The 26,757-nt window shown below is 61.6% G+C and carries 22 protein-coding genes; 15 read left to right on the plus strand and 7 right to left on the minus strand.

What is annotated here, in order from left to right; all coding sequences use genetic code 11:
- Positions 1 to 239: 239 nt before the first annotated feature.
- On the plus strand, positions 240 to 1,529 hold the full coding sequence (locus OQ287_RS09140) for an Nramp family divalent metal transporter (RefSeq protein ID WP_250935434.1): 1,290 nt from the start codon (positions 240 to 242) through the stop codon (positions 1,527 to 1,529).
- 86 nt (positions 1,530 to 1,615) lie between these two features.
- On the opposite strand, the gene OQ287_RS09145 is transcribed toward OQ287_RS09140, so the two are convergent.
- A complete protein-coding gene (locus tag OQ287_RS09145; protein WP_250935435.1) occupies positions 1,616 to 1,927 on the minus strand; it encodes a hypothetical protein in 312 nt (103 codons plus the stop codon).
- Between the two features lie 121 nt (positions 1,928 to 2,048).
- Here OQ287_RS09145 and OQ287_RS09150 point away from each other — a divergent pair, with 121 nt between their 5' ends.
- Positions 2,049 to 2,420, plus strand: a complete 372-nt coding sequence (locus OQ287_RS09150) for a hypothetical protein (protein ID WP_265896237.1) — start codon at positions 2,049 to 2,051, stop codon at positions 2,418 to 2,420.
- Positions 2,421 to 2,464: 44 nt separating this feature from the next.
- Here OQ287_RS09150 and OQ287_RS09155 read toward each other — a convergent pair whose 3' ends face one another.
- Positions 2,465 to 2,737 (minus strand): hypothetical protein, encoded by a 273-nt coding sequence (locus OQ287_RS09155; RefSeq protein WP_250935437.1) that lies wholly within the window; start codon positions 2,735 to 2,737, stop codon positions 2,465 to 2,467.
- 166 nt (positions 2,738 to 2,903) lie between these two features.
- On the opposite strand from OQ287_RS09155, the gene OQ287_RS09160 reads away from it, so the two are divergent.
- Together OQ287_RS09160 and OQ287_RS09165 are read left to right on the plus strand one after the other, a co-directional pair.
- Positions 2,904 to 4,553, plus strand: coding sequence for a VRR-NUC domain-containing protein (locus tag OQ287_RS09160; RefSeq protein ID WP_265896238.1), 1,650 nt, complete (start codon positions 2,904 to 2,906; stop codon positions 4,551 to 4,553).
- Positions 4,550 to 6,880, plus strand: a complete 2,331-nt coding sequence (locus OQ287_RS09165; RefSeq protein WP_265896239.1) for an ATP-dependent DNA helicase — start codon at positions 4,550 to 4,552, stop codon at positions 6,878 to 6,880. Before OQ287_RS09160 ends, OQ287_RS09165 begins: the two co-directional genes overlap by 4 nt.
- A 47-nt stretch (positions 6,881 to 6,927) precedes the next feature.
- Here the strand turns inward: OQ287_RS09165 and OQ287_RS09170 are convergent, their stop codons facing one another.
- Both OQ287_RS09170 and OQ287_RS09175 read right to left on the minus strand, forming a co-directional pair.
- Complete coding sequence (locus OQ287_RS09170) at positions 6,928 to 7,971, minus strand: nitrate- and nitrite sensing domain-containing protein (protein WP_265896240.1); 1,044 nt, start codon at positions 7,969 to 7,971, stop codon at positions 6,928 to 6,930.
- A 95-nt stretch (positions 7,972 to 8,066) separates the two neighbouring features.
- The gene (locus tag OQ287_RS09175) at positions 8,067 to 8,870 is read right to left on the minus strand and encodes a DUF1206 domain-containing protein (protein ID WP_250935444.1); all 804 of its coding nucleotides are present in this window, start codon (positions 8,868 to 8,870) and stop codon (positions 8,067 to 8,069) included.
- Positions 8,871 to 9,038: 168 nt separating this feature from the next.
- Here OQ287_RS09175 and OQ287_RS09180 point away from each other — a divergent pair, with 168 nt between their 5' ends.
- Positions 9,039 to 10,235: an MFS transporter gene (locus OQ287_RS09180; protein ID WP_265896241.1), complete on the plus strand. Its 1,197-nt coding sequence runs from the start codon at positions 9,039 to 9,041 to the stop codon at positions 10,233 to 10,235.
- On the opposite strand, the gene OQ287_RS09185 is transcribed toward OQ287_RS09180, so the two are convergent.
- Positions 10,232 to 11,878 (minus strand): dihydroxyacetone kinase subunit DhaK, encoded by a 1,647-nt coding sequence (locus OQ287_RS09185; RefSeq protein ID WP_265896242.1) that lies wholly within the window; start codon positions 11,876 to 11,878, stop codon positions 10,232 to 10,234. The two genes, OQ287_RS09180 and OQ287_RS09185, sit on opposite strands and share 4 nt — an antisense overlap.
- A 452-nt stretch (positions 11,879 to 12,330) precedes the next feature.
- Here OQ287_RS09185 and OQ287_RS09190 point away from each other — a divergent pair, with 452 nt between their 5' ends.
- From OQ287_RS09190 to OQ287_RS09205, 4 genes are all read left to right on the plus strand, one after another.
- Positions 12,331 to 13,992, plus strand: coding sequence for a BCCT family transporter (locus OQ287_RS09190; RefSeq protein ID WP_265896243.1), 1,662 nt, complete (start codon positions 12,331 to 12,333; stop codon positions 13,990 to 13,992).
- A 277-nt stretch (positions 13,993 to 14,269) separates the two neighbouring features.
- On the plus strand, positions 14,270 to 15,184 hold the full coding sequence (gene kdgD, locus OQ287_RS09195) for a 5-dehydro-4-deoxyglucarate dehydratase (protein ID WP_265896244.1): 915 nt from the start codon (positions 14,270 to 14,272) through the stop codon (positions 15,182 to 15,184).
- 145 nt (positions 15,185 to 15,329) lie between these two features.
- On the plus strand, positions 15,330 to 16,661 hold the full coding sequence (locus OQ287_RS09200) for an enolase C-terminal domain-like protein (protein WP_265896245.1): 1,332 nt from the start codon (positions 15,330 to 15,332) through the stop codon (positions 16,659 to 16,661).
- Between the two features lie 67 nt (positions 16,662 to 16,728).
- Positions 16,729 to 18,306, plus strand: coding sequence for an aldehyde dehydrogenase (NADP(+)) (locus tag OQ287_RS09205; protein ID WP_265896246.1), 1,578 nt, complete (start codon positions 16,729 to 16,731; stop codon positions 18,304 to 18,306).
- A gap of 29 nt (positions 18,307 to 18,335) precedes the next feature.
- Here the strand turns inward: OQ287_RS09205 and OQ287_RS09210 are convergent, their stop codons facing one another.
- A complete protein-coding gene (locus OQ287_RS09210) occupies positions 18,336 to 19,004 on the minus strand; it encodes a GntR family transcriptional regulator (protein ID WP_265896247.1) in 669 nt (222 codons plus the stop codon).
- A gap of 165 nt (positions 19,005 to 19,169) precedes the next feature.
- Here OQ287_RS09210 and OQ287_RS09215 point away from each other — a divergent pair, with 165 nt between their 5' ends.
- From OQ287_RS09215 to OQ287_RS09240, 6 genes are all read left to right on the plus strand, one after another.
- A complete protein-coding gene (locus OQ287_RS09215) occupies positions 19,170 to 20,519 on the plus strand; it encodes a malonyl-CoA decarboxylase (protein WP_265896248.1) in 1,350 nt (449 codons plus the stop codon).
- A gap of 25 nt (positions 20,520 to 20,544) precedes the next feature.
- Positions 20,545 to 22,086 carry a malonate--CoA ligase gene (locus OQ287_RS09220; protein ID WP_265896249.1) on the plus strand — a complete coding sequence of 514 codons (1,542 nt, stop codon included), beginning with the start codon at positions 20,545 to 20,547 and terminating at the stop codon, positions 22,084 to 22,086.
- 85 nt (positions 22,087 to 22,171) lie between these two features.
- A complete protein-coding gene (gene madL, locus OQ287_RS09225; RefSeq protein ID WP_250935458.1) occupies positions 22,172 to 22,582 on the plus strand; it encodes a malonate transporter subunit MadL in 411 nt (136 codons plus the stop codon).
- A gap of 12 nt (positions 22,583 to 22,594) precedes the next feature.
- A complete protein-coding gene (gene madM, locus OQ287_RS09230; RefSeq protein ID WP_265896250.1) occupies positions 22,595 to 23,356 on the plus strand; it encodes a malonate transporter subunit MadM in 762 nt (253 codons plus the stop codon).
- 246 nt (positions 23,357 to 23,602) lie between these two features.
- Entirely contained in the window at positions 23,603 to 24,337 is a 735-nt protein-coding gene (locus tag OQ287_RS09235; protein ID WP_265896251.1) for a FadR/GntR family transcriptional regulator, read from the plus strand.
- A gap of 1 nt (position 24,338) precedes the next feature.
- Positions 24,339 to 25,220, plus strand: a complete 882-nt coding sequence (locus OQ287_RS09240) for an oxygenase MpaB family protein (RefSeq protein WP_265896252.1) — start codon at positions 24,339 to 24,341, stop codon at positions 25,218 to 25,220.
- Between the two features lie 73 nt (positions 25,221 to 25,293).
- Here the strand turns inward: OQ287_RS09240 and OQ287_RS09245 are convergent, their stop codons facing one another.
- Positions 25,294 to 26,712 carry a sugar porter family MFS transporter gene (locus tag OQ287_RS09245; RefSeq protein WP_250935466.1) on the minus strand — a complete coding sequence of 473 codons (1,419 nt, stop codon included), beginning with the start codon at positions 26,710 to 26,712 and terminating at the stop codon, positions 25,294 to 25,296.
- Positions 26,713 to 26,757: the final 45 nt, after the last annotated feature.

Here is a 26,757-nt window from a genome sequence, read left to right on the forward strand (position 1 = left end):
AAGAATACGATGAGGCTTCACAACTCATCGTATTCGAGCGTAACACAAGCGTTTCAAAGTCCTTGTTATTTTAAGTAAAATTTGAGCTTTAACGCGTAAGTGCCTGATAAGTGTTTCTGCAACGGGGCAGCCCGCTTCGCGTGCCGGAATCTTCACTTGTGCCACAGTTTTTAACCATGGTTTAATTTGTGCACCGGGGTATTTCCCGCGAAAGACTCTCCAGCAAGGCATGCATGTTCATGAGTAATGATTCCTCCTCCGATTACCTCCCCGGCGAATTGAGTGCCATGCGCGCTGCCCAGTCGGCGCTGGATGGCAACAAGCGCGGCATCAAGGGATTACTGCCCTTTCTGGGCCCGGCCTTTATCGCTTCCGTGGCCTACATTGATCCAGGCAACTTCGCGACCAATATTCAGGCTGGTTCGACCTACGGCTATCTGCTGTTATGGGTCGTGCTGGTGTCGAACCTGATGGCCATTCTGATTCAGTCCATGTCGGCCAAGCTGGGAATTGCTACCGGCATGAACGTGCCCGAGGTATGTCGGGCGCGCTTTCCGCGTCTGGTGACCTGGGGGCTGTGGGTGCAGGCTGAAATCATTGCCATTGCCACCGACCTGGCCGAGTTCATCGGTGGTGCGCTGGGACTGCATCTGCTGTTCGGGATCGACCTGTTTCCCGCCGCAGTCATTACCGGGGTATTTTCCTTCGCGCTGCTTGAATTGCAGCGGCGGGGGTTTCGGCCGCTTGAAGCCGGTATTACAGCGCTTCTGGGCATTGTGGTCGTCGCGTTCAGTTATGAAGTCTTTGTAGCCAAACCAGATGGCGCCGCCCTGCTGACCGGGCTGACCGTACCCCGGTTCGAGGGCATCGACAGCGTCATGCTGGCGGCCGGTATTCTGGGGGCTACCGTGATGCCGCATGTGATCTACCTGCATTCAGCCCTGACTCAGCGTAGGGTCGTCGGCCGCTCGGAAGAGGAGCGCAAGCGCATCTTTCGCTTCGAATTCATCGATATCCTGATTGCGATGGGGGTGGCCGGGTTCATCAATGGCGCGATGCTGGTCATGGCTGCCGGCCTGTTCTTCGGCAGTGATGTCACGATCACGACACTTGAAGGAGCCTTTGCCCGGCTTGATAGTCATGTCGGCTCGCTGGCAGCCATTCTGTTTGGAGTAGGTCTACTGGCCAGTGGCTTTTCAAGCTCATCGGTCGGGACCATGAGCGGGCAGGTGGTCATGCAGGGCTTTTTGAAGATCAGTATTCCGTTGTACCTGCGTCGACTGATTACCATGGTGCCGGCTCTGGGCATTCTGGCTGCCGGTGTAGACCCGACCACGGCATTGGTAATGAGCCAGGTCGTCCTGTCCTTCGGGATTCCCTTCGCACTGATCCCATTGCTGCTTTTCTGCTCCAATCGGGCACTGATGGGCTCGCTGGTCAATCATCGCCTGACTACTCTCGCGGCCTGGACCATTGCCACTGTCATCATTGCCCTGAATGTTTTCCTGCTGCAGCAAACGCTTTTCTAAAGTCCGGCCGGAAGCGGTCGATAAAATGAAGGTCATGTTTTAATGTGCGTTACCCGTGGTTGTTGCCACGGGTTTTTTTATGCCTGCTATCGGGTACCGGCGACGTTGTCGGCCTTGTTTTTCTCGGTGCGCAGGGTCTGCTGTTCCCGCCGCAGCCTCATTCTTTCCCCGGTGGCCTTTTCCCGTCCCTGTCGTTCAGCACGGTGCAGATCACGTGCCTGACGTTCAACCCGGGTGCGCTGGCTATCGATCTGTCGTGCCTTCAACCGCTGTTGCGCCTGGGCCCGTGTATCGCCTTGCTGCATGGAAGACGGCGTTACCTCGGCCAGGGCAGGGGATACGCCGACGATCAATGATGCCAGGACAAGTGCGACAAGGCACGGGAGGGAAGCGGTCATGTCGGGTCTCCGCGAACAGGAAATACCTGAAAGATGGGTCGAAACCGGATTCTCGTCCAGAATCAAGTTTCATGGCCTACACTTTACGCGGTGCATTTGCCAACGCGACAAGGAGGACTTCATGGCACAGCAACGTTCAACGCCACAACCCCCGCTTTCAGAAACCGATATCGATTATGAGCCGCCTGTCACCGCGTCCGATGACGACGTTCAGGGAGACGCCATGAGCGGCACGGCAGATACCATGGATGCCGAGCAGCTTCCTCAGGAATTCGAGGACGAGGCCAGTATGGCCGTTACCGGCGGTCGTGATCGGGACGAGGCGCTGCTGGAAGAGAAGGAACGCCAGCTTGAAAACGAGCTGGAAGTTACCGATGCCGATGCCGAGGGTATCGAAGGTAATATCAAGTCACTTGATTTCAATGATGACGACGACATGAGCGCGGTGACGCCCTCGGATGCCGAGGACGACGAAGACCGCCTGCCCAACTGAGCCTGGTCAGCAACTGTCTGTCACGCTCGTCTGGAAGCCCCGTATTACGGGGCTTCCTTGTACTTGTCCTGATACTGCTCGGCCATTTCCTCGCAACTGGTACGAATCGAGGCTCTTTGCGCGTCGTTATCCGCCGTTTCCAGCCGATCAAAGCAGCGCGTTACGGTTTGACGTTCATTGGCCTGCTGTTCCGGGGTCTGATTGGCGCGAATCAGATAAATCAGAATGGTGTAGACAATCGCCACGAAAATCACGGCGCCGAGCATCAGCATCAGGCAGCCACGTTTCTGGCGAGGAGGGGAAGTTGGCTCGTTCACGTAAACATCCTGGGTGGTTGAAGCGCAGTAGAAAGGATAAACCGTCAGAGGGTGCCAATGTAGCAAATCCCGGCCCGGTGAGGGGAGCGACGTTTGGCCGCGACGGCAAGGCAGGGTAGACTGCTGTATATCTGCTCAGTGCTTTTGCCGCCGCCATGAGGTCTCGATGTCTCGCCCGGTACTGGACGACCCCCATTATTACCTGCGTAATTTCTGTTTTGTGCTCGACTGGCTGACGGCGCGCTATGCACCGCTGCTGGAAGGCGCTGAAGCCGCGTTCATTACCGCCTTTCATGACCTGCCGGAACCAGCCCGGGCGCTGCTGGTCCGCATGGCGATGCGCAAGGGTGATCACTTTCGTCACCATCGATTGAACTACCCGGAAATCGGATCGACCGCCGCCGCGGTGGCACCCTTGATTGAGGAGGGACTGGTGGTCCGTAACGTTGCCCTGTCACTGCCCGAGGCTGCTCCGCTGATGAGCAGTGCCGATGTCAGTACGCTGGCGCACCGGGAGGGAGTGACTGGCCGCAGCAAGGGCGACCGGGTTGAGGCATTGATCGCACGGTGCGGCATGGCCCCGGCTCCCTTTGATCACTGGTGCGCGTCGGCCACGACCGAGCCGCTTTACACCCTGACCTGCAGTGAGATCCTGCTGCGTCTACGCCTGATGTTCTTCGGTAACCTGCGGCAGCACTGGTCAGAATTCGTGCTGGCCGAGCTGGGCGTTTACCGCTTTGAAACAGTCGCCTTTCCAGAGGCGGCGCGCGCCTTTCACTGCCGGGCCGATATCGATCTTTATCTGGCCCTGAGTACCCAGCGTGAGGCGCTGGATGCCGGTGAATCCCCCAATGCATTATTGCCCAGTGTGCCCGAGGTGGCCGCAGATAACGCCTGGTTGACCGGGCGGCGGGACCGGCTGCTGTATCAGCTGGGTCTTGCCGCGCAGCGACAGCAGCAAACGGAGACCGCACTGGCCGCCTTTGAGCAAAGTGGTGACGGTGAGGCGCGAATGCGCCGGTTGCGCCTGCTTGAAAAACAGGACCCCCAGGCCGCCTGGGTTCTGGCGGATACAGCGTGGGCAGCCCCCATCAGTGAAGCGGAGGCACAGCAACTGGCGCGCCTTCGCCCCCGGCTGGCCAAACGGCTGGGGCATGTGCTGGTACCGGATGCGCCACCACCGGCGACGCCTTCCTGCACGGTGACACTGCCTCGCAGTGCCTCGGTGGAACGTGCGGTGGCCGAGGCCTTTACCACACCGGATGCGCCGGTGGTGTATGTTGAAAATGCCCTGTTCAACACCCTGTTTGGCCTGCTTTGCTGGGACGCCCTGTTTGCGCCGATGCCGGGGGCGTTCTTTCACCCCTTTCATCATGGGCCGGCCGATCTGTTCCGCCCGGATTTTGTACATCGGCGAAAGGCGCTGTTTGATCAGGCGCTGGCGCGTCTGGAGGATGGCCGGTATATGGACTGGATTGCCCGAATGCGGTCAGAAAAGGCCGGACTGCAGTCGCCCTTTGTCGTATGGGGGCTATCTGACCAGGTGCTGGACCTTGCCCTTGCCTGCATTCCGGCAGCGCATCTGAAACTGATATTCACGCGACTCTTGCACGACATCAAGGCCAACCGGGCCGGCTTCCCGGATCTGATTCAGTTCGAGCCGGCGAAGCAGCGCTATCGAATGATCGAGGTCAAGGGGCCCGGGGATCGGTTGCAGGACAACCAGAAACGCTGGCTGGCGGTATTTGCCCGGCACGATCTACCGGCAGAGGTGTGCCATGTACGCTGGGATGACAGCGACAAGGGAGATCCATGAGCGAGCCTGGTATCGAGGCATCACCCTACCGGGTCGCGGTGCGAAGCCTGTGTGACTTTACTGCACGTACCGGCGATCTGGATCTGCGCTTTACCCCCTCGCCGACCGCGCAGGAGGGGGTAGAGGGGCATCAGCGGGTGGCGGCCGGACGAGGCGAGACGTTCGAAGCCGAAGTTACCCTGTCGGCGCGGTCGGGTCGGGTAGAGGTCAGTGGGCGTTGTGACGGCATTGACATGCAGGGCCCGCACGGGCCGGAAGTGCAGGAAATCAAGACCCACCGTGGGGCACTGGATGCCATGCCGGCCAATCAGCGGGCACTGCACTGGGCCCAGGCATGTGTCTATGCCGCTCTGATCTGTCGGGCGCGAGCGCTTCATGGCATGCAGGTGGTACTGATTTACTTTGATATTGCCACCGAGCAGGAAACCCGGCTGGAGCAGTGGTGGAGTGCCGATGCCCTCGATGATTTCTTCATCGATCAGGTGACACGCTTTCAGGCCTTTGCCGATCAGGAGCTGGCGCATCGCGCCGTACGTGATCAGGCACTGACAACACTTGCCTTTCCCTTTGCAGATTTTCGCCCCGGCCAGCGCCCGCTGGCCGAGAACGTATACAAGGCAGCCCATCTGGGGCGTCATGCCCTGCTGGAAGCCCCGACCGGGCTGGGCAAGACCCTGGGCACACTGTTTCCCATGCTGAAGGCCATGCCGGACCGGCTGGATCGGGTTTTTTTTCTGACGGCGCGAACGACCGGTCGGCAGCTGGCGCTGGATGGCCTTGCTGCGCTGGGGGCCGCCGACCGGGTGCCGGTGCGAGTGCTGGAACTGCGCGCCCGAGACAAGGCCTGCGAGCATCCTGATCTGGCCTGTCACGGTGATTCCTGTCCACTGGCGCAAGGGTTCTATGATCGCCTGCCGGCCGCGCGCCAGGCCTGTGCAACGCAGACCGGGCTGTTGGATGGTCCGGCCCTGCGTACTCAGGCCCTGACGCACGGTATCTGCCCGTATTATCTGGGGCAGGAGATGGCGCGCTGGTCGGATGTCATCATTGGCGACGTCAATCATTACTTTGATCTCAGTGCCATGCTTCATGCATTGACGCGGCAACAACGCTGGCAGGTGGGCGTGCTGGTGGATGAGGCGCATAACCTGGTCGATCGCGTGCGGGGCATGTATTCCGCCCATCTGGATCAACATCGATTTCGTGCGGTGCGCCGTCAGACCACGCCCCCTCTGCGTCAGGACATGGACCGCCTGCAGCGGCAGTGGCTGGCCCTGAACCGAACGGTACTGGGAGATGAGCGTACGGAGGCAGCGCCTGCCGAGTATGGTGAGCTAAAGGCACTGCCCACCGGGATGATTCGGGCCCTTAAAGGAATCTCGGCGACGCTGACCGAGATGATGGCGACCTCGCCATTGCCGCTGGACAGTGACCTGTTGAACCTTTACTTCGATGTACTGCACCTGATTCGCCTGGCCGAGCGCGTTGACGAAGACCACTTCATGGCGGACCTTGAGGTTATCACTCCGGCGCGTGGCCGATATCGTGATACCCGGTTGAGCCTTCGCTGTGTGCTGCCGGCCGCTCTGCTGGCCCCTCGCTGGCAGGCGGCCCGGTCTGTGGTGCTGTTTTCTGCCACCCTGAGCCCGGCGGTCTATTATCGACGTCTGCTGGGGCTTGAAACGGCGACATACCACTCGGTAGCGTCCCCCTTTACCGCCGGACAACTGCAGGTGCATGTGGAGCGACATGTATCAACGCGCTACCGCGACAGGGCAGCCTCACTGGCACCGATGGCCAGGGTGATGGCTGATCGGTTCATGCAGCAGCCCGGCAATTATCTGGCCTTTTTCAGTAGTTATGCCTATTTGCGTGACGCGCGGGCGGCCTTCATGCAGGCCTTTCCATCCATCCCGGTGTGGGCGCAGGACGCCCGTATGGACGAGTCCGCCCGCAGTGCCTTTCTGGCTCGTTTCGAGGAAGGCGGGCAGGGGATCGGGTTTGTGGTGCTGGGCGGCATTTTCGGCGAGGCCATTGATTTGCCCGGCACGCGATTGATTGGAGCGTTTATCGCCACGCTGGGACTTGCTCAGGTCAACCCGGTCAATGAAGCGATGCGCCGACGGCTCGATCAGTACCTGGGTCATGGCTACGATTACGTGTACCTGTACCCTGGATTGACGCGCGTGGTGCAGGCCGCCGGGCGAGTGATTCGAACGCCCGAGGATACCGGCGTCATTCATCTGATGGATGACCGCTTTGACCGGGCCGAGGTGCAGGCGCTGTTGCCGACATGGTGGGAGCTGGGACGTCACGACCCTGAATGAACAGCGCGTCGCGGTGCGGTGGTGATCGGGCAGGACCGCTCGATGGATCAGTCGTCAGGGGCCTGTCGGCACAGCAGCTGGTGCCGACGCCGCCACAGGTAGATACCGGCAGCCATCAGGCCGGCGGTCAGGGCAATACTGGCAGCAGCCATAGACCACAGGGCGTGTTCGGCATCAGCATCGCGGCGATCAAGGGTGTCTTTCAGCGCATGAAATACCCGGCCTTCCAGGGTGTGCAGGTGATCAATGCGGGTGGTCTGAAGGCTGAACCACCGGGAGGGATCGCGATCGAATCCGCCATGGCCCGCCTGGCGCACAATCCAGTCTCGTTCGGCCTCGATGTCCTGTTCATTGACGGCCTCCATCACAGCCTCGCCACTGTGCACCATGGCGGGAGAGGCCTGAATGCGAAAGGCATAGAGGTAATTGCTCTGCTGCCGGATCAGCGACATGAAACGGCGGAACTGTGCCGTCGGCATGGCATCGTTGGCATAGGCCCAGGCCCCCAGGGCGCGCTCAAGGCCGGCATCGTCCTTGAGCAGGGCCAGGCTGTACCAGCTGAGCCACTGGCGCCTGATCATGATGTCATCGGTATGGGTGGAGGCGTCCTTCAGATCAGTTATCAGATGGCGGTTTATCTCGGTGTAGTAACGAAGCAGCCCATCCAGCTCGTAGTGGTGGGCATCGACAAGTTCACGCGTGCTGCCAAGCGCATCCAGGCGCTGGTGCATCATGTCGTTGCTGGTATGTTCAAGCGATTCGGGCAGTGCATCACGCAGGGAAGTGTAGGTTGCCTGCCAGCGGGAGAGGGCTTCGTCGGTCGCTGTACGCTGGCGCGTCAATTGCCGGGTCAGTGTGGCGCTGTCATCACCCAGTACGGCTGCAGATAATCCACGCTCGCGCTGCAGTTGATGCACGAGTTCACTGCCGGCCATGGTCAGCCTGGCGAGCTGAAGCTCATGGCCTGCCTGATGTGTAATGCGCCATTGCTGAAGGGCACTGAACAAGAGGAAGGCCACCAGGAGTGCTCCGGACCCTGCAAGCCCGGCCGCAATGGCCAGACGGAAGGGCGAGTAAGTGAAGCGTTCCATGATGGCGTGGCCCGATGTGGAGAAGGAATTACCCGATAGCAATGTTATCGCAGGTTATACCGGTAGCTTTAGCACGGATGAGTCCTGTCCTGGTGTCAGGCGCTGGTCGTGCGGTATCGGGCATTCACAAAGCAGTACCCGCCATAGGCGATAAGCCCCAGCGCGACGGCCAGCAGCAGCCATGGGCCGAAGGGCTGTTGGGCCACGGTTGTCAGCGCACCGCCCAGCCCCTTGGCCTGGCTTGGGTCCGTATGAAGTGCTGAAAGGCACAGGAATCCGCCAATGATCAGAAAGACCACGCCGCGGGCCGACAGCCCCCAGCGGGCAATGGCATCAGCGATCCTGAGCTGATGTTCCGGCATCTTTTCGGTATGCCAGCTTTTGCGGTAACTGCGTTTGATGGCGCGCTGAAACTGACGCAGGCCGACAAGCGCCACGATAATGCCCAGAACACCGATGGCAATCAGCCCGCCGGGGTGCTGCATGACCATGGCCGTGCGCTGGGAGGTGCTTGAGGAGGAGCTGGCACTTTGCATCAACAGGTTGATGCAGCGCCATGCGACGGTAGCGTAGGTGAGCCCGCTGATGACAAAGCCCGTGCGTACCAGAATGCCTTTCAGGCCGTTGCCCTTGTCTTCGGAATCCAGTACCGCCTGAATGATGCGCCAGGCGGTATAGCTGAGCAGGCCTATGGACAGAACCACCATCAGAGTCGTTCCCAGTGTTTTCGAGGCCATGTGTGTCACTGCTTCGGAGGCGCCGCCTCGTTGCCCACCCAGACCGAAGGCAGCCATGGCGGAGAGCCCGCCGATCAATACGTAGACGATGCCCTTGGCCGTGTATCCGGCTCGTGCTGCCAGCGAGACGCCTCGCTGCGTGTTGCCGCTTGTATGGTTCATTACAATTCCCTGTATATGATGCGCATGGACGCTTCTTGCGGCGCGCTTGATGCATGATGTTACTACGCCCGGGAGTGTCGGGCTTGCGCAGTTTTTCATGAGAGCCGGTTGCGGCTGGTGGGAGTTTAGCTAACATGGCCCCCTCCTACGACCGACAGAGACCCCCTCATGAATCCGCCCCCGTCCTATCGGCTCGGTGCACCGCTGGTGTTGCTGATGGCCATTACCACCGGTGTAGCGGTCGCCAGCAACTACTATGCCCAGCCGCTGCTTCATACGATTGCAGATCAGCTGGGGCTGTCCTTTGCCAGTGCCGGTATCATCGTGACCGTGGCGCAGCTGGGGTATGCGGCCGGCCTGCTGCTTCTGGTGCCTCTGGGCGATCTGCTGGATCGCAGGAACATGATCGGCGTCATGATGCTTCTGGCCGCGACCGGCCTGTTCATCAGTGCCAATGCCGACAGCCTGCCGGTACTGCTGGCGGGCACGGCACTCACCGGTATTTTTTCGGTGGTGGCGCAGGTGCTGGTGCCCTTTGCCGCTACCCTGGCGGAACCGGAGCGGCGGGGCAGGGTAGTGGGTACCGTCATGAGCGGCCTGTTACTGGGTATCCTGCTGGCCCGGACCGTGTCCGGCACCCTGTCCAGTCTGGGGAGCTGGCGAACGGTCTACTGGGTCGCGGGCATCCTGATGCTGATCAATGCTGCCGTGCTGTATCGCGCCCTGCCGTCGTATAAAAGCGAGACCCGCATGTCCTATGCGGCACTTCTGGCCTCTATCGGCCATCTGTTCGTGAAACATGGCCTGCTGCGCCAGCGTGCCCTGCTGGGGTTTTTAAGCTTTGCCATGTTCAGTGCGCTCTGGACCTCGGTAGCCTTCCTGCTGTCGAGCGCACCCTATCATTACAGCGATGCCGCCATTGGGCTTTTCGGGCTGGCAGGCGCTGCCGGTGCGCTGGCCGCACGTCAGGCCGGTCATCTGGTGGACCAGGGGCGCGGGCATCAGACCACTCTGGGCGGGCTGGTTCTGCTGGTACTGGCCTGGGGCCTGCTGTGGTGGGCGCCCCATGAACTGGCCATTCTGGTGCTGGCCATCATCCTGCTGGATCTGGCCGTTCAGGCGGTCCACATTACCAATCTGAATCTGATTTATTCGCTGGATCAGGCTGCCCGCAATCGCCTGAATGCCGGCTACATGACCTGTTATTTTCTGGGGGGCGCCGCAGGCTCTCTGGCATCTGCGTGGGCGTACCAGCACCTTGAATGGAATGGCGTTGCCCTGCTGGGGCTCGGACTGGCGCTGGCGGCGGCGGTCGCAGGGATGGCCGGGCGGCCCTCGCGTGAGGGCCGCCACGACACGGCTTAAACCAGCGCTTCAAACGCTCTGGCGATGGCCTCCGCGCCGGGATCGATAACGCCTTCCAGCCGGTCGGCCGGCACATAGGACGACCGGCCTGCACCGGCGTTTGCCAACGTGGCGGTGTATTCGGCCCCCTCGCGGGCTGCACGTGCGGCGCCTTCCAGCCCCTTGCCCTGTTCAAGCGCCCTGATGGCCGGCCATAGCGCATCCATCATGGTGCGATCCCCCGGTTGTGCGCCGCCATAGGTCTGCATGCGGTTGGCACCCTGGGTGAGGGCATGCGCCCAGTCGTCGTTATTGGCCAGTTCGGCGGCACTGGCCGTGAACAGGATGGACAGCAGCACGCCGCTGGACCCGCCCATGTCACGCGCCAGCAGTTCGCCGATGCCGGCCAGCAGTGCCGGCCAGTTGTCAGCCGGCAGGCGCTGATGCCGGAGAGCCTTCTGAATGGCATCCACGCCTTCCTTCAGGCTGCTGCCGGCATCGCCATCCCCCGTTCTGGCATCCAGCTCATCCAGGGCCTCCCGTGACTCGCCGATGGCCACCAGCACCTTGTTCAGGCAGGCCGTCATGGCATCATTTTGTGGCGCATTATCGTAAAGGGCGCGCTGTTCATCGCGTGTGTCCGGCTCGAACCAGGCCGGTGCCGTCACATGACGAATGCCGGGCCAGCCGGGAGCCGTGGAAGGGGCGCTCAGCGCGGTGGCCAGATCATCCTCGAACGGCAGCAGGGTGATGGAAAAGCCGTGCATGTCCAGCGAGGTCATCATCGGCGCAGGGCCGATCAGCATGGGTAGCCGCTCCGGTCCCAGCTGATCGAGCAGGTCAAAGGTCAGCGTGCTCATCTCCTGACTGGAACAGCAGCCCAGGTTGTTGAGCAGGGCGATGAGCGGAACACGCTTGCCGTGCCGGGCATCCATCGCCTCCAGCAGCGGTGAGAGCACCAGATTGAGGGCATCGCGGGCATTGTCGGGGCTGACCTCCCGGGCGCCGGTTTCGTTATGAATGCCCAGCCCCAGTTCGGGGCGTCGTTCCTCACGTGTCTGACCGGGCAGGGCGGCGCCTTCCAGCGCCATGCCCATCGACATCAGTCGGCCGGCAGCGTCTTCTGCCAGGCGTGCCACCTCCGAGAGGGAGTGCCCCTGGGTGGCGTAATAGCCCGCCACCTTGTGCACGGCAACGGTGCCGGCAATGCCGCGGGGCTGGGTCACATCGTCCAGCGCGATATCATCGGACACGATCACCATTTCCACCTTCAGTCCTTCGAGTCTGGCGCGTTCGGCAGCCAGGCCGAAGTTCAGGCGATCTCCGGTGTAGTTCTTGACGATCAACAGGCAGCCGGCCGTGCCACAGACTTCCCGAATCCCCGCCAGTACGGCCTCGACACTGGGCGAGGCAAAAATGCTGCCGGATACCGCCCCTGTCAGCATGCCTTCACCGACAAATCCGGCATGCGCGGGTTCATGACCTGCGCCCCCTCCGGAGAGCACAGCCACCTTGTCTGCTCCCTGTTCGTTACGACACCAGTCGGCGCGCACCATGATGCGCATGCCACTGGCATGGGTCGATAGTCGAACAGAGCGAAGGTGCGCCTCTGCTGCCAGCAGTTCATCGACAACAGCATCGGCGTCATTGTAAAAGCGCTTCATCGGTCTTCCTGCATTGATGAGTGTCGTTACAGGGTAGCGCGCAAACCGGCATGGATGCGCGTTTACAACGTGTTCTTTGGTGGAAGGCCTGTTTACATCGGTCTGGCCTGATGGACCGGGTGGTCATTGTCGGTTGCTATCGCGGTGTATGCCTTTATCATGGCGCGCCCGGGCAACGCTGGTCAGGTCATGGATGAGGACGCCAGCCGACTCGCTCGGCCACTGGAGAAATGCATCGGTGCGGCGAGGTATTCGCAGAGGCATGCCATCGCGTCGTATGCCGTGGACGCTACCGCACCAGCCATTTCACCCGTCGCCCCTTCTGACCTGCCCCCCGGAATACGCCGGATCCACTCCGGATTACACGCGTTTGACCACTCATGTCGTTGATGAGAGATGGCTGCAGGAACGAAAACGTTACTCATGATGAAAGACAACGATGGAGAAGGACTTTGACGCGTACATCGGATAACGAAAAAAAGGATGAGGCCGACGCCGGCGAAGGGATACCGGCACCCACGGGCGATTCCAACATGATCGATACCGATTATGTCATCGGACAGGACAATTTTCAGGGCCGCGTGCTGTTCAACGTGGATCTGCACGGCAAGGTATTCGGCATCTCATCGCTGCTGGTGCTGTTATTTGTAGTGCTCACACTGACCATGCAGTCGCAGATGGAGCCGCTGTTCAACGGCATGCGGGACTGGCTGACGGCCAATCTTTCCTGGTTTTTCATGCTCTCGACCGCGATTTTCGTGGTGCTTGCCGTCGGGCTGATCTTCAGCCCGCTGGGCAGGGTACGGCTGGGTGGTGTCGAGGCCAAACCCGACCACACCTATATCAGCTGGTTCGCCATGCTGTTTGCTGCCGGTATGGGCATCGGGCTGATGTTCTACGGCGTGTCCGAGCCGATCTCGCATTATACGGCGGCCATGGGCGGTACCTCGTTTGAAAATGGCGTCCGCGTCGACAGCGCTCCGCTGGGTGGTGCCATGGGCGATGAGGCCGCAGCGCGTCAGCTCGGCATGGCTTCCACCATGCTGCACTGGGGGCTTCACCCCTGGGCGATCTACGCGATGGTTGCGCTGGCACTGGCGCTGTTCTCCTTCAACAAGGGGCTGCCGCTGACCATGCGCTCGATCTTCTACCCGGTACTGGGTGAGCGCATCTGGGGGTGGCCGGGCCATATCGTGGATATCCTGGCGGTCTTTTCCACCCTGTTCGGCCTGGCCACCTCGCTGGGGCTGGGGGCGCAGCAGGCCGCGGCCGGACTGCACTTCCTGTTCGGTGTGCCGGATACTGATCTCACACGTGTGCTGCTGATTGTCGGGATCACGGCAGTGACCCTGTGCTCGGTTGCCGCGGGTGTCAACGCGGGCCTCAAGCACCTGTCGGAACTCAACATGGCACTGGCATTTGCCCTGTTGCTGTTCATCCTGTTTACCGGGCCGACGATGGAACTGGTTACCGGGTTTTTCAATAACCTCTATGCCTATGCCACCTATCTGCCGGCGCTGTCGATGCCGTTCGGCCGCGAGGATGTTGATTACAGCCAGTCCTGGTCGGCGTTTTACTGGGCCTGGTGGATCAGCTGGTCCCCGTTCGTGGGCATGTTCATCGCACGTGTCAGCCGTGGCCGTACCGTGCGCGAGTTCCTGATCGCCGTACTGCTGGTGCCCACGATTGTCTGCGCGTTGTGGATGACGATCTTTGGCGGCACGGCCATCTTCCAGGTGGATGCAGGCCTTGCGGATGTGGCTGATGCAGCGCTGGAGCTCAAGCTCTTTACCATGCTTGGTCATCTGCCGTGGCAGACGGTGACCTCTCTGGTCGGAGTGTTGCTGATCATGGTGTTCTTCATTACCTCTGCCGACTCCGGCTCGCTGGTCATCGATACCATCACCGCCGGTGGCAAGATCGATGCACCGACCTCGCAGCGCGTGTTCTGGGCGTTGATCAGTGGCGTCATTGCCATCGCCCTGCTGCTGGGCGGTGGTCTGGGGGCTCTGCAGGCCATGGTCATCACGACCGGGCTGCCGTTTGCCATCGTGCTGCTGGTGGGCTGCTTTGGCGTGATCAAGGGGCTGATGTCCGAGCCGCGCGCGAAGTAATGATGCGATGAGCGCTCACGGCGCGTGTCTTGCGCGCCACGTATGAAAAAGGCGGCCTTCGGGCCGCCTTTCTTGTGCGCGTGTTTCAAGGTGCATCGGTGCCGAGGCGCGTCTAAACAGGTTTTATTTCAGGCGGTTGCACGCAAGGGCAGGAGCAATAAGGGAAGGTTGTCACCTTGGTCTCATAAGCCATGGTCTAATGGGTTTGAATGTATGATGTATGACAAATTGCCTTCACCATCATCGTATGTTCCATGAATAATCAATGAGGCGAGCCATGGCGTTTTCCAGACAGGCGGTTACCGACGCGGTTGGCGACGGACTGCTCTCTTTCCCGGTCACCGACTTCGACGCAAACGGCAACTTCGACGCGGCGTCCTATCGCGCCCGTATCGAGTGGCTGCTCAAGTATGAAATTTCCACCCTGTTCGTGGCTGGCGGCACCGGCGAGTTCTTCAATCTGTCGCTTGATGAGTTCCGCGAAATCGTGACGATCGCGGTCGAGGCCACCAACGGCAGGGTGCCGGTCATTGCAAGCGCCGGCATGAACGCGCATCTGGCGCGCCAGTACGCGCGCATCGCTGAAGAGGCCGGCGCCGACGGCATTCTCTTGATGCCGCCGTATCTGACCGAGTGCCCGCAGTCGGGTCTTTTCGACTACGCCCGGTCGGTGTGTGGCTCGACCGACCTCAACGTCATTTATTACAACCGGGCCAACGGCCTGATGAACGCCGAGACGGTCAAGGCGCTGGCCGATGCCTGCCCGAACCTGATCGGCGTCAAGGACGGCAGGGGCGATATTCAGGCGCTCAACACGATCATCAAGACCGTAGGGGACCGCCTGGTCTATGTCGGTGGCGTGCCGACTGCTGAAATCTTTGCAGAGGCCTATCTTTCCATCGGGGTGAACACCTATTCCTCGGCAGTGTTCAATTTCGTGCCGGAGATGGCGGTGTCGTTCTACAAGGCGCTGCGTGCCGGAGATTCAGCCACGGTGGCGCGGCTGACGCGCGAGTTCTTCATTCCGTTCGTGCAGCTGCGCGATACCTGCCCGGGCTATGCGGTCAGCCTGGTCAAGGCCGGTGCCGCGCTGGTCGGTCATTCAGGCGGTGATGTGCGCTCGCCGTTGACGATGCCATCCGCGGACGAGACGAAACGCCTTCAGGCGCTGATCGACCACGTGGCCCGGTAAGCTCCATCTCGAACCTGCAATGTGTACAGGCGTACATCATGAAACGACACCATCCACTCGTGTGTACGTTCAGGGCGCATGGAGTCTGAAATCGCCGAGCTGCCTTGCATGCCAACGTTGATCGACCTGTTCTGGAGAGTTATTCATGTTTCCCACGCTGACCCGCATGACCATTACGCCGGTGGCCGGCTACGACAGTTTTCTTTTGAACCTGAGCGGCGGCCACGCCCCCTGGTTCATTCGCTGTGTCGTGATGCTGGAAGACAGCGCCGGCAACACCGGCGTGGGGGAGATTCCCTCGAGTGAGGGCATTCTGGCCGGACTGGAGCAGTGCCGAGACCTGATCGAGGGCCAGAGCCTGCGTGATTTCCGCCAGGTGCTGACGCAGTGCAAGGCCCGGCTCGAGGGCAACGGCCCGGAAGAGCGTGGCCGGCAGACGTTCGATCTGCGTGTGGCGGTGCATGTATTGACCGCCATCGAATCAGCGCTGTTCGATCTCTACGGTCAGCACGTCGAGCTGCCGGTGGCGGATCTGCTCGGCCGGCTCGGGCGCCAGCGCGACGAAGTCGAGGCGCTTGGGTACTTGTTCCTTCTCGGCGACCCGGACAAGACGGATCTGCCCTATCCAAAGCCGCCCGAATCACCGCGTGATGACTGGGACGTGGTGCGTTGTCAGGAAGCGCTGACGCCGGAGGCGGTGGTGCGGCTGGCGAAGGCGGCGCATGCCCGGTACGGCTTCAAGGACTTCAAGCTCAAGGGCGGCGTACTGAGCCCGGAGGCCGAGGCCGATTGCATCCGCGCGCTGTACGAGGCCTTTCCCGACGCGCGGCTCACGCTTGACCCCAACGGCGCCTGGACGCTTGATCAGGCGGTGAAGGCGCTGAATCCCATCAAACACATGTTGAGCTATGCTGAAGACCCCTGTGGTCAGGAAAGGGGCTATTCCGGTCGTGAAACCATGGCGGAGTTCAAGCGCCGTACGGGGCTTCCCACCGCCACCAACATGATTGCGACCGACTTCAAGCAGCTTCAGTTCGCTGTCGCGCTCAATGCGGTGGACATCCCGCTGGCTGACTGCCATTTCTGGACCATGCAGGGCGCGGTCATGGTGGGCGAGCTTTGCAACGAATGGGGCATGACCTGGGGCTCGCACTCCAACAACCACTTCGACATCTCACTGGCCATGATGACCCATGTGGCCGCCGCGTGCCCGGGGGAGATCACCGCAATCGATACTCACTGGATCTGGCAGGACGGTCAGCGTCTGACCACCGAGCCATTCCGGATCAAGGGCGGCAGGATCTCGGTACCCACGACCCCCGGGCTTGGCATCACGATCGACAAGGCGCAGCTTGAGGCTGCGAACCGACTTTATCATTCGCTGGAGGTTCGCCAGCGCGATGACGCCATGGCCATGCAATATCTGATTGATGGCTGGCAGTTCGATCCCAGGCGTCCGACGCTTGTTCGGGATTGAGACTTCATGGAGAGACGTCCATGCACACCTTTCATGGAAAGGATCCATGCACACTAGCGGAGGTAGTATGCAATTGACTGGGGAACTACTCATCGGCCAGACGGCGGTCAAGGGCAGTCAGAAGGTTGTCCATGCGATCAATCCAGCCACGGGCGAGGCTCTTGAGCCCGGCTATCCCGGCGGCACCCGTGATGAGGTTGACCGGGCCTGTGAACTGGCCTGGGCTGCCTTCGATGCCTACCGGGAGACCTCGCTCGAGGATCGGGCGCGCTTTCTGGAAGCCATCGCGGATGAGATCGAGGCCGTCGGTGATGAACTGACCGAGCGTGGCACTCTTGAAACCGGGTTGCCGGAAGCGCGGTTGAACGGTGAGCGCGGCCGTACCTGCAACCAGCTGCGTCTGTTTGCCCGTGTCGTGCGTGATGGCGAGTGGCTCGATGTGCGCGTGGACCCGGCCAGGCCCGACCGCGAGCCAATGCCACGTGTCGATCTGCGCCAGCGCCATATCGGCCTTGGCCCGGTGGCGGTCTTCGGTGCCAGCAACTTTCCACTGGCCTTCTCGGTGGCCGGCGGTGATACCGCTTCGGCACTGGCGGCCGGGTGTCCGGTGGTGGTCAAGGCGCACGGCGCGCACCCCGGTACGTCCGAGCTGGTTGGTCGTGCGATCCAGCGGGCGGTGGCCAGCTGCAACCTGCCGGAGGGTGTGTTCTCGCTGCTTTACGGCGCTGGTCGCGACATTGGTCATGCGCTGGTGAGTGATCCGCGTATCAAGGCGGCCGGCTTTACCGGCTCGCGCAGCGGCGGGCTGGCGCTGTGGAAGGCCGCGCAACAGCGCGCCGAGCCGATTCCGTTTTATGCGGAAATGAGCAGCATCAATCCGGTGTTTTTGATGGCCGACAAGCTTGAAAGCGAGGCGCAGGCCCTTGGTGAGGCGTTCATCGGCTCACTGAACATGAATGCCGGTCAGTTCTGTACCAATCCGGGGCTGGTCATTGCCGTGAAGGGTGACGGCCTTGATACCTTCAAGCGCGCTGCCGTGGCAGCGCTTGATGGCGCCACGGCGCAGACGATGCTGACGCCGGGCATACATGATGCCTACGTCGAGGCGGTCAAGGCGCTGGACGCCTCCGATAAGGCCGAACGACTGGGCCAGGGCCCGGCAGGCGAGGGTAAAAACGCCTGTCGGGCGGGGCTATTCGCGACGAGTGCGCAGCACTTCATCAACGATGAGGCGCTGTCTCGGGAAGTGTTCGGTTCCACCTCGCTGATCGTTGAATGCGACAGCCTCGATGAAGCCCGACAGGTGGCCGAGCAGGTTGAAGGGCAGCTCACCATTACGGTGCACATGAACGAGGCTGACACCCAGGACGTCAAGGCCCTGCTGCCGGTGCTTGAACGCAAGGCCGGCCGTATTCTGGTCAACGGCTGGCCGACCGGAGTCGAAGTCTGTGATGCCATGGTGCATGGCGGCCCGTTCCCGGCCACGTCCGATGCGCGTACCACGTCCGTGGGCACGGCCGCCATCGACCGTTTCCTGCGCCCGGTGTGCTACCAGAACCTGCCGGACGCCCTGCGCCCGGAAGCGCTCAGGGACGTTAACCCGCTGGGGCTTGACCGCCTGGTGGACGGCCGTCGCGAACGCTAGTCAACGCGGCATGGTCTTCGTCCCGGGCATCAGGCCCGGGGCGGGGGCAGCCGCTGTATGGAGGCTGCCATGTCATTGAAGCGGTCGCCCTGAAGGCGGACATGATCCATCAGTTCACGGCGGGCCGTCTCGGCATCGCCGCTGCGCAGCGCATGAACGATGCGCTCGTGCTCATCAAATGAATCCTTCACCCGGTTGCGCACGTGCAGCTGAAGCCGCCGATACGGCTTGAGCATGGCATGCAGTCGCAGTGCCTCTTTAGCCAGAAAGTCATTATGGCTGGCGGTATAAATGCATTCGTGGAAAACCCCGTTACGGTAGTAATACTCGTCGCTGTCACCGGCATCGCGGGCCTGCCGACAGGCCTCGTGCGCGGTTTCCAGTGCCGTCAGCTCATCAGAGGTGATGCGTCGCGCCGCCAGACGCCCGCACATGCCTTCCAGCTCGGCCATCACCTCGAATCGCTCGACCACCTCCATGACATTTAGTCGTGCGACGAAGGTCCCCCTTTTCGGCTTGACCTCCACCATGCCGGTCGTGGCCAGTTGCTGTAGCGCTTCACGGACAGGCGTGCGCGAACACTGGTATTCACTGGCCAGCGCCTCGGGATCCAGTCGGTCTCCCGGCGCATAAAGCCCCTCCACAATGGCGTCTTCGAGCTGGTCGCGCAGGCGCTGCGATTGAGGTATCCGAGACATATTAGACTTTCTCCCATGTTGACACCCCGACGGTGCAGGCTGATTGTTGTATACAACATATCATTTTGAAGAATATAAAAAGGCTGATTCTGAGGGTTAAATAGTGGCATTGGCGTGCCGTATCGATCGCGCTTACCGGGGGTGAGATAGAGCATGAACGTTAACATGAGTTTTCTGCAGGAACTGCTGTCGAGCCTTGAAGCCAAGGCGCGCCAGAACGGGGTCTTCGTCAGTAGACAGAGTGGACGGGAAGAGAGCGGTCTGGCCCGGCTGGAATCCGCCTGTGACACCCTGATGCACCATGGCGGTGAAGCCTCCCGTATTCTGATTGCGCGGCAGGCCCTCTCCGCCTATCGCACCCTGGATACCGAGCAGCAACGCGCCTTCTTTCACCTGCTGGCGGATCAGTATGCCGCGGATCCGGCCGCGATTCATGCCGCCTACGCACGCTACCGCGAGACGGAAGACAACACGGCCCTTCAGGCGCTTGGCAGTGCCTGCGAGCCGCGTCGGCAGTCCCTGTTTCGGCGGTTGAACCAGTGCCCTGGGGGCACCTATGAACTGGTCCAGATGCGTTCGGACCTGCTGGCCATGCTGAAGGACCACCCGGAGCTTGCCCCCCTTGATGCAGACTTTGCCCACCTGTTTGCCTCCTGGTTCAACCGGGGGTTTCTGATGCTGGAGGCCATCGACTGGAATACCTCGGCCGCTGTGCTTGAAAAGGTCATCCGGTATGAGGCGGTGCACGCCATTCATGACTGGAACGACCTGCGCCAGCGGCTGGACCCGGGCGATCGGCGCTGTTACGCATTTTTCCATCCTGCCACCGGGGATGAACCGCTGATCTTTGTCGAAGTGGCCCTGTGTCGTGGCATCCCCGACAACATCCAGTCGATTCTGGAAAGTGATGAACACGTGGCGCCGGAGGATGCCGACACGGCGGTGTTCTACAGCATCAGCAACTGTCAGGCGGGCCTTAAAGGTATTTCCTTCGGTAACTTCCTCATCAAGCAGGTGGTCGAGGAACTGCAGCGTGAACTGCCGCAGCTTGAGAACTTCGTGACCCTGTCTCCGGTGCCCGGGCTTCGCAAATGGCTGGACCAGACCCGCAGCGAGGGTGGCCTGCCCGGCAGCAGCGATGTGCTGGAGCGGCTGGAAGCCGAGGACTGGCTTGATGACAAGGCCTCCCGCAGCAAGATGGCCTCCGACGTGACGGCCCTGGCCGCCCATTACCTGCTGGATGCCAGGCGCCGCGGCGCGCCGGCTGATCCGGTCGCGCGATTTCATCTGGGGAACGGGGCACGTCTTCACCGCATCAACTGGCCGGGGGATACCTCTGCCAAGGGGCGCCAGCAGTCCCATGGCGTCATGGTGAATTACCTCTATGAACCTGGCCGCATTGAACAGAATCACGAAGCGTTCAGTCGCGAAGGCACCATTGCCTGCTCCTCCGAGGTTCGGCGTGCGGCCAAACAGGGCCAGCAACGCTTTACCCGCAGCAGGGACAAGGCCTGATACCGCTTATCTCAGGAGATGAATTGTGAATCATAATCTTTATCTACAGTTTCAGACGCATTTTGATCAGCAACCGGACAAGGTGCTGATGGCCACCCTCGAAGGTGATACCCATACCTACGGGGAGGTGCAGAACACGGCCATGAAAATGGTCGGTGTGCTGCGCCGGCTGGGAGTGGCCCAGGGGGATCGGGTCGTGGTGCAGGTTGAGAAAAGTGCCCAGGCACTGATGCTGTATCTGGCCTGCCTGCGGGCCGGAGCGGTCTATCTGCCGCTCAATACCGCCTATACCGATAACGAGGTGGCGTACTTTCTGCAGGATGCCGAGCCCCGCCTGGTAGTGTGTGACCCGGCGAGGCGCGACAGCCATCGCGCGCTGGCCGAGGCACACGGCGTTGCCCATGTGGAAACCCTCGGCAATGACTGCAGTGGCAGTTTGATGGCACAGGTTGCCGACGAAGCACCGGATCGAACCATCGCGGAGATGGGCGCTGATGATCTGGCGGCGATCCTGTATACCTCCGGCACCACGGGCCGCTCAAAGGGCGCCATGCTGAGCCACCGCAATCTGGCTGCCAACAGCCAGGCTCTGGTGGATACCTGGCAGTTCACCCGTGATGATCATCTGCTGCATGCGCTGCCCATCTTTCATACCCATGGCCTGTTCGTGGCCTGCAATATCATTCTGACGGCGGGGGCCTCCATGACCCTGCTGCCGGGCTTTGATGCCCAGGCGCTGCTGTCGCTGATGCCGCAGGCCACGGTGCTGATGGGCGTACCGACCTTTTATACCCGCCTGCTGGACCAGCCCGGCCTTGACCGTACCAGCACCGCTGCCATGCGGCTGTTCATTTCCGGTTCGGCGCCGCTGCTGGCTGAAACCCACCGGGAATTTCATGCCCGTACCGGTCACATGATTCTGGAACGTTACGGCATGACGGAAACCAACATGAATACGTCCAATCCCTATGAGGGCGAGCGGCGGCCGGGCACGGTCGGGTTCGCGCTACCGGGCAGCGAAGTGCGTGTGGTTGACCGTGACAGTGGCGCCGAGCTGCCTGCCGGGCAGAACGGGCTGGTGGAAGTTCGCGGCCCCAATGTCTTTCAGGGCTACTGGCGGATGCCGGAAAAGACCCGGGAAGAGTTTCGTGCGGATGGCTTTTTCATTACCGGTGATCTGGGCATGCTCGACGACGATGGCTACCTGCACATTGTCGGCCGGGACAAGGATCTGGTGATTTCCGGCGGCTACAACGTGTACCCGAAGGAGATCGAGCAGTTCATCGATGAGCTGCCAGGCGTCAGGGAATCTGCGGTCATCGGCGTGCCTCACCCGGACCTGGGCGAGGGCGTGGCCGCTGCCGTGGTCCTGAACGAGGGGGCCGAGGTCACTCAGGAGGACATCACCTCCGCACTGGCACCGCATCTTGCGCGCTACAAGCAGCCGCGGCGTGTGGTGTTTGTGGACGCACTGCCGCGCAATGTCATGGGCAAGGTGCAGAAGAACCTGCTGCGCGAGGCGCATGCCGATCTGTATCAGACCGGCACTGCGGTACATGACAAGTAGTACCTGATTCACCACACCACAATGGCCCTGCCGGCTGCACTCGTGGCCGGCCCGGCACAACAACAATGATGATGGGGACATACTCATGGTGATTTACGGTGTAGGACTGCTGGCCGGCTGCATGCTGGTCGGACTGGTAACCGGGGACGTTCTCGGCACCCTGCTGGGCATCGATGCCAACCTCGGTGGCGTCGGGATCGCGATGCTGCTGCTGATTCTGGTGACCGGCATTCTCAAGCAGCGCGGCCACCTGCCGGAAAGTACCGAGCAGGGCATTACCTTCTGGAACGCCATGTACATCCCGATCGTGGTCGCCATGGCGGCCAGCCAGAACGTGGCGGCAGCGTTCAGTGGCGGGCTGGTGGCGCTGCTTGCCGGCGCGCTGGCCATGGCGCTCGGGCTGTTGCTGGTGCCGGTATTGACCGGTCATCGTCGTGAGCCGCTGCCGTCGGGTGACGCCAGCACGACCTCTCCAGCGCCCGGCCGCACACACTGAGGATATCCTGCCATGAACGATTCCATCATGACGGTGTTTGACAAGTATCACCTGATTGCGGCTTTCGCCGTGATCGGTCTGACCATGTTTCTGGCGCACTGGGTCAGCAAGCGGTTTACCCGAGGGCGGCTGCACGGGTCAGCCATTGCCATTCTTGTCGGTCTGGCGCTGGCCTGGGTGGGCGGCGTGATGACCGGCGGCAAGCACGGCCTGGCGGATGTCACCCTGTTTTCCGGGCTGGGGCTGATGGGCGGCGGCATGCTGCGTGATCTGGCCATCATTGCCACCGCCTACGGGGTACGGTTTCAGGAGATCAAGCAGGCCGGTGTGCGTGGCGTCATTGCCCTGTTTGCCGGGGTGCTGATTTCCTTTGTGGCCGGGGCCGTGGTGGCGGTGAGCTTTGGCTACACCAGCGCCGTGGATATCACCACCATTGCTGCCGGTGCCGTGACCTATATCGTCGGCCCGGTAACCGGCGCCACCCTGGGCGCGAGTTCCGAGGTGATTGCCCTGTCCATCGCGGCCGGGCTGGTCAAGTCCATCCTCACCATGATCTTTACCCCGCTGACCGCCAAATGGATCGGGCTGGATAATCCGCGCTCGGCGATGATCTTCGGCGGCCTGATCGGCACCACCAGTGGCGTGGCGGCCGGGCTTGCCGCCACCGATGCCCGTCTGGTGCCCTACGGGGCAATGACCGCCACCTTCTATACCGGGCTGGGGATTCTGCTGGCCCCGACCGTGCTGTTTCTGGCGGTGCGTGCCCTGGTGTAAGGGCCATGCCGTCAGCCCGGTAACCCCCGCTGCCAGCGGGAAGGATCTCGGCATGAACCGTTCTTCGGTTCATGCCGTTTTTGTTGGGTATCTATCGTCCAGACGACAGCATGAGCCGGCCGGAAGGGCAGCAGATACGCCGGACTATGGTGGGGGATGCGCTTTCACGGCGGGCAGGGTATGGTGATTTACAGTTTGTATGACAACCATACAGCGGGCACGCCGAGCATGTCTCAGGAGGAAGCAATGGCCGATATTTCAGCCTGGCAGGTCAAACCGGTGGCCAATCAGCAATCGCTGTCGGGGCAGATTGCACAACAGCTACAGGCCCTGATTTGCGAGGGCCAAATTGCGGTGGGGGACAAGCTGCCAACGGAAAGCGAGCTGTGTGACCTGTTCGGCGTCAGCCGCACCGCGGTGCGTGAAGCCATTGCCCACCTGCGCTCGATGGGGTTGATCGAAACCCGTCGTGGCGTGGGCACGCGGGTGCTCAGAAAGGCGCCGGAGCAGGCCTTCCCGGCGCGCCGGATCAATGCCACCACGGTGGAAGACATCCTGCATGTGCTGGAACTGCGGCTGACCATCGAGCCCCAGGCCGCGGCGCTGGCGGCCCGGCGCCACACGTCGGCCGATGCCATGACGCTTGAAGAAGCCCACCGCGCCTTCATTGCCGCAGAAGGGGAGGCCTCTCTGGCCCGCAGCGAGGATTATCTCTTTCACCACGCCATCATTGAAGCGGCCCATAACCCGTTTCTGCTCGCGTTTTACGAGCCACTGCACACCGGCGCCATTCCCCGGGCGCAACTGCTGGATTCCGATGTAGACCCGGTGGCCGCCCGGCAGTATCTGGCCCAGGTGGGCGAGGAACATGGCCGTATCCTGCAGGCCATTCTGGCCCGGGACGAGCAGGGCGCCCGCAATGCCATGAACCAGCATCTGGAGCGGGCCACACGCACCTACAGCGCCTATCAGACCCGCTGACATGGTGCGCCGGCTGATTGAACAGCGCATTCACGGCCTGACCGGGCTGTCGCTGGGCGGGGTGGATTACGCCACACCGCCAGGCGATCCTGGCCTGTTCGGGCCGGATTCCATGGTCTGGCGCGTGCACGGTGACTTTACCGCGATGCTGTGCGGCGGCATTTCAGCGCTTCTCCTTCAGATGATGCACCCGCTGGCGCTTGCCGGCGTGTGGGATCACTCGAGTTTTCGCGAAGACATGCTCGGCCGGCTGCGCCGCACCAGCCAGTTCATTGCGGTGACCTCCTTTGGCCCCACCGCGGCCGCGGATCGCCTGATAGATCGGGTGATTGTCATTCATCGTCAGGTGCAGGGCCACTACACCGATGGACGCTTCTACCGGGCAGATGATCCGGCCCTCCTGACCTGGGTGCACGTGGCCGAGGCGCGCAGCTTTCTGACTGCCTGCCTGCGCTACTACCGAAAGCACCTGACCCGGGAAGAGCAGGACCGCTACTACCGTGAAAGCGCACTGACCGCCTACCGCCTTGGTGCCGTTGATGTGCCGGAAACGGCCGAGGCCATCGACGCGTATCTGGAACGGATGCGCCCGGCGCTGGTCGTGGATGAGCGCACCCATGACGTGGTGAGGCTGCTGTTTGAAAGCCGGGCACAGTTCGGCGCAGTGGGGCTGGGGTACAACCTCTTTCTGTGGGCCGGCGTGGACCTGCTGCCGGTGTGGGCGCAGCAGACACTGGGAATTGCCCCCGGGCCGTGGAAGCAGGCGATGGTGCGTGGCGGTATTCGTGGCGTGGCCCCGGTACTGCGCTGGGCCGTGCAGGATGGTGCCCGGGCGCGGGCCGAGGCCCGTGTTGCGCAGGGCCCTCATGGCCCTGCAGCCTGACTTGCACGGGATGAACGCCGGAAACGAAAACAGCGCCCGAAGGCGCTGTTTTCGTACCGGAACATCATCGCTGTCAGCTGTGCGAAGTGGCCGGTGAGGCCTTGTGGCGGCGATCCTTCGGGAAGAAGGTGCCGGCCTTGAGATCGGCTTCGATCTGCTCCAGCGAGCGGCCGTTGGTTTCCGGGATATACCGCACCACGAAGACCAGCGCCAGTGTGGAGATGGCCGCGTACAGCCAGAACGTGCCGGACGTTCCCAGCGCATTGATCAGGGTCAGCGTCGTCAGGGTTACCAGCAGGTTGAACACCCAGTGGCTGAACGCCCCCACGCTTGCGCCCTTGCCGCGCACAAACAGCGGATAGACTTCGGCATTGATCAGCCACAGGCAGACCCCGAAGCTGCAGTTGAACGCCATGTAAAGGGCCAGGCACACCACCAGAATCCACTGGGATGTGGTCGAGGTCGGGGCGCCATCCATGAACAGGAAGCCCATCACGATCAGCGCCACGATGGACCCGGGCACCATCCACAGCAAAAAGCGCTTACGGCCGATGCGATCGACCATCAGAATGCCGAAGATGGTTGAAATGTTGATCAGCACTGCACCGCCAATGGAGGCCAGTACCGAGGCGTTTTCATCAAGGCCCGCGTTACTGAGAATGGTCGGAGCGTAATAGATGATGGCGTTGTTGCCGGTAATCTGGGAGAACATCGCGATCCCGAACCCGGCGATCAGTGCCGGACGCACCCAGTCACTGAACAGGTCACGCCAGGTACCTTCCGGGCGGGCCGAAATTTCCTTGATCTCGTTGATTTCATTCCGGGCGCCCTCGTGGCTTTCACGCACACGTTCCAGCACGCTGAAGGCTTCCTCTTCGCGGCCCTTGCCCAGCAGCCAGCGCGGGCTTTCCGGCAGTACCAGCATGCCCAGTATCAGCACAATGGCCGGCACCGTGCCCAGGCCGAACATCCAGCGCCAGTCATCGCCCAGGGCAAAGCCTGTCAAATAGGCCACCAGAATGCCGAACACCACCATCATCTGAAACATCACCACCAGTTTGCCGCGGTGCTTGGGCGGGGTGACCTCGGCGATATACACCGGAATGATCTGGGTGGCGCTACCGGCCGACAGGCCCAGAATGAAGCGCGCCAGAATCAGCATTTCAACGCTTTCCGCCAGCGCCGAGAGCAGGGAGCCGACAATGAACATGAGCCCGAGCAGCATGATGGAGCGCCGACGCCCCAGCTTGTCGGACAGCGGGCCTGTGCCCAGACACCCGAAAATGGCACCAAAGATAATCGCGCCGGTTACCAGCTGCTTGGTGGTATCGTCCATCACAAACTGCTTGGACAGCCCCAGCAGTGCCACACCGATAATGCCGGTGTCATAGCCGAACAGCAGGCCCCCGAGCGCGGCCACCACCGACACCAGGATGACCAGAAATTTTCCCCGCGGTCCCCGTGCAGGGCGCGCGCTGGCTGACGTAGACATGCTTACTCCTTGTGCTGAATCGTTTCAGCAAAGCGCTGGAACGGT

The organism is Larsenimonas rhizosphaerae, from assembly GCF_026240105.1.
Lineage (GTDB): Bacteria > Pseudomonadota > Gammaproteobacteria > Pseudomonadales > Halomonadaceae > Larsenimonas > Larsenimonas rhizosphaerae.

Coding starts and splice junctions, on each gene's coding strand:
- OQ287_RS09235 (WP_265896251.1), top strand. CDS start 23,603: ATGGCCGATATTTCAGCCTGGCAGGTCAAACCGGTGGCCAATCAGCAA.
- OQ287_RS09205 (WP_265896246.1), top strand. CDS start 16,729: ATGCAATTGACTGGGGAACTACTCATCGGCCAGACGGCGGTCAAGGGC.
- OQ287_RS09240 (WP_265896252.1), top strand. CDS start 24,339: ATGGTGCGCCGGCTGATTGAACAGCGCATTCACGGCCTGACCGGGCTG.
- OQ287_RS09140 (WP_250935434.1), top strand. CDS start 240: ATGAGTAATGATTCCTCCTCCGATTACCTCCCCGGCGAATTGAGTGCC.
- OQ287_RS09215 (WP_265896248.1), top strand. CDS start 19,170: ATGAGTTTTCTGCAGGAACTGCTGTCGAGCCTTGAAGCCAAGGCGCGC.
- OQ287_RS09180 (WP_265896241.1), top strand. CDS start 9,039: ATGAATCCGCCCCCGTCCTATCGGCTCGGTGCACCGCTGGTGTTGCTG.
- OQ287_RS09150 (WP_265896237.1), top strand. CDS start 2,049: ATGGCACAGCAACGTTCAACGCCACAACCCCCGCTTTCAGAAACCGAT.
- OQ287_RS09210 (WP_265896247.1), bottom strand. CDS start 19,004: ATGTCTCGGATACCTCAATCGCAGCGCCTGCGCGACCAGCTCGAAGAC.
- OQ287_RS09170 (WP_265896240.1), bottom strand. CDS start 7,971: ATGGAACGCTTCACTTACTCGCCCTTCCGTCTGGCCATTGCGGCCGGG.
- madL (WP_250935458.1), top strand. CDS start 22,172: ATGGTGATTTACGGTGTAGGACTGCTGGCCGGCTGCATGCTGGTCGGA.
- OQ287_RS09145 (WP_250935435.1), bottom strand. CDS start 1,927: ATGACCGCTTCCCTCCCGTGCCTTGTCGCACTTGTCCTGGCATCATTG.
- OQ287_RS09185 (WP_265896242.1), bottom strand. CDS start 11,878: ATGAAGCGCTTTTACAATGACGCCGATGCTGTTGTCGATGAACTGCTG.
- OQ287_RS09165 (WP_265896239.1), top strand. CDS start 4,550: ATGAGCGAGCCTGGTATCGAGGCATCACCCTACCGGGTCGCGGTGCGA.
- kdgD (WP_265896244.1), top strand. CDS start 14,270: ATGGCGTTTTCCAGACAGGCGGTTACCGACGCGGTTGGCGACGGACTG.
- OQ287_RS09175 (WP_250935444.1), bottom strand. CDS start 8,870: ATGAACCATACAAGCGGCAACACGCAGCGAGGCGTCTCGCTGGCAGCA.
- OQ287_RS09245 (WP_250935466.1), bottom strand. CDS start 26,712: ATGTCTACGTCAGCCAGCGCGCGCCCTGCACGGGGACCGCGGGGAAAA.
- OQ287_RS09160 (WP_265896238.1), top strand. CDS start 2,904: ATGTCTCGCCCGGTACTGGACGACCCCCATTATTACCTGCGTAATTTC.
- madM (WP_265896250.1), top strand. CDS start 22,595: ATGAACGATTCCATCATGACGGTGTTTGACAAGTATCACCTGATTGCG.
- OQ287_RS09200 (WP_265896245.1), top strand. CDS start 15,330: ATGTTTCCCACGCTGACCCGCATGACCATTACGCCGGTGGCCGGCTAC.